The following is a 1,214-nucleotide window of genomic DNA, read 5'->3' as shown; positions in this document are numbered from 1 at the left end:
TTTAGCTAATATATCTTTTATTTAACACTGCCCGTGACTATACAGACGAGGAAACGCCTTGCTCCATCTCGAACCAAGAAGCTAAGCTCGTCCTGGCTGATGATACTCTCCCTTACTGGGATGTTGGAAAAGTAGGTCGTTGCGGGCTTTGTTTTTATCTGCTTTAATTCTTATATTTTAATCCTAGTTTTTATTAGTGTTTATTTCTATTTAAGTATAAAACATTGGTTTTTATTTTTTTAATTAGGTTTTATTGATTAAATGTAGTAAATTTTTTATATTTGTTTTTATGTTATTGGGTTATTCATCTTTATGTAGTGCTTATTTTTATAATTTTTATTTGAAATATATTATTTATCTATTGTTTACTTTATTACTTTTTAGCTGGTGTGGTTAAAAATGTAATACGTATAGATCCTTTATAGTTATTAAATAAAAATGTTTTTATTAAATAGTAAAAATATAGGTAGGGTAAATTTATGTTATAAGGTTAAAAGCCTACTAAAAGCACTATTTGATGACGCAAAATTTTAATCCAATACAAAAGACATAATAGATGCATGACTAAAAACACCAAAGCAGGTGGTGGTATAGCTATAAGTATTGGTGACAAGAGCTAGAGCACGAGACAGCTAAAAGAGCATAAGCTAGATATGGAGTTATGCTATCTTTGGCCTTGGCTGTGACGCCTGATGTTAAAAGGAGTGTCTTTAAAGCACTAAACTGTTAGAACGGATGCGGGAGCTGACGAAATGGCAGGCTTGTTTTTATCTCTTGAGTAAAGGTGTGGCTGTATTGGTTGGTAGGTGGTAGTGGTGTTGTATTTTTTCAACTTTGGCGGACTGGAGAGTATTCTATCTTAGATAATTTCTTAACGGTTTTGATGCTTGTTTTTGTTAAAATTTTAATCACTGATAATTACTAACCAACTATAAGTAAGTATAAATATTTTAAAGCCTTTTATTTGAATGTGTTATCTTAATATTTTGGACGCAGGCAGAACTACAAAAGATGTCTTTGTTGGGATGATCTAAAGCCAGCTATCAATGAGTTAAATTTAAACATTATTTCTACCGCCAGTTAAATACTAAAGTTTGCTAGCAAATGATTGAAATTTACTATTGTTAAATCAATAATTCACATAGTTTTAGACTATCTGACTCAAATTCGTCTTAGATGTATTAATATAAAAATATAATTTAGTATTAATATAC

1 rRNA gene is annotated in these 1,214 nt (G+C 30.1%); it reads left to right on the top strand.

Going from position 1 to position 1,214, the window contains the following annotated elements:
- Positions 1 to 29 precede the first annotated feature (29 nt).
- A 5S ribosomal RNA gene (rrf, locus tag F3G91_RS10155) occupies positions 30 to 148 on the top strand.
- Positions 149 to 1,214: the final 1,066 nt, after the last annotated feature.

Source organism: Campylobacter concisus, assembly GCF_902460715.1.
GTDB lineage: Bacteria > Campylobacterota > Campylobacteria > Campylobacterales > Campylobacteraceae > Campylobacter_A > Campylobacter_A concisus_AK.
The sequence above is the reverse complement of the archived record's forward strand: the minus strand, read 5'-3'. Positions and strand labels throughout refer to the sequence as shown.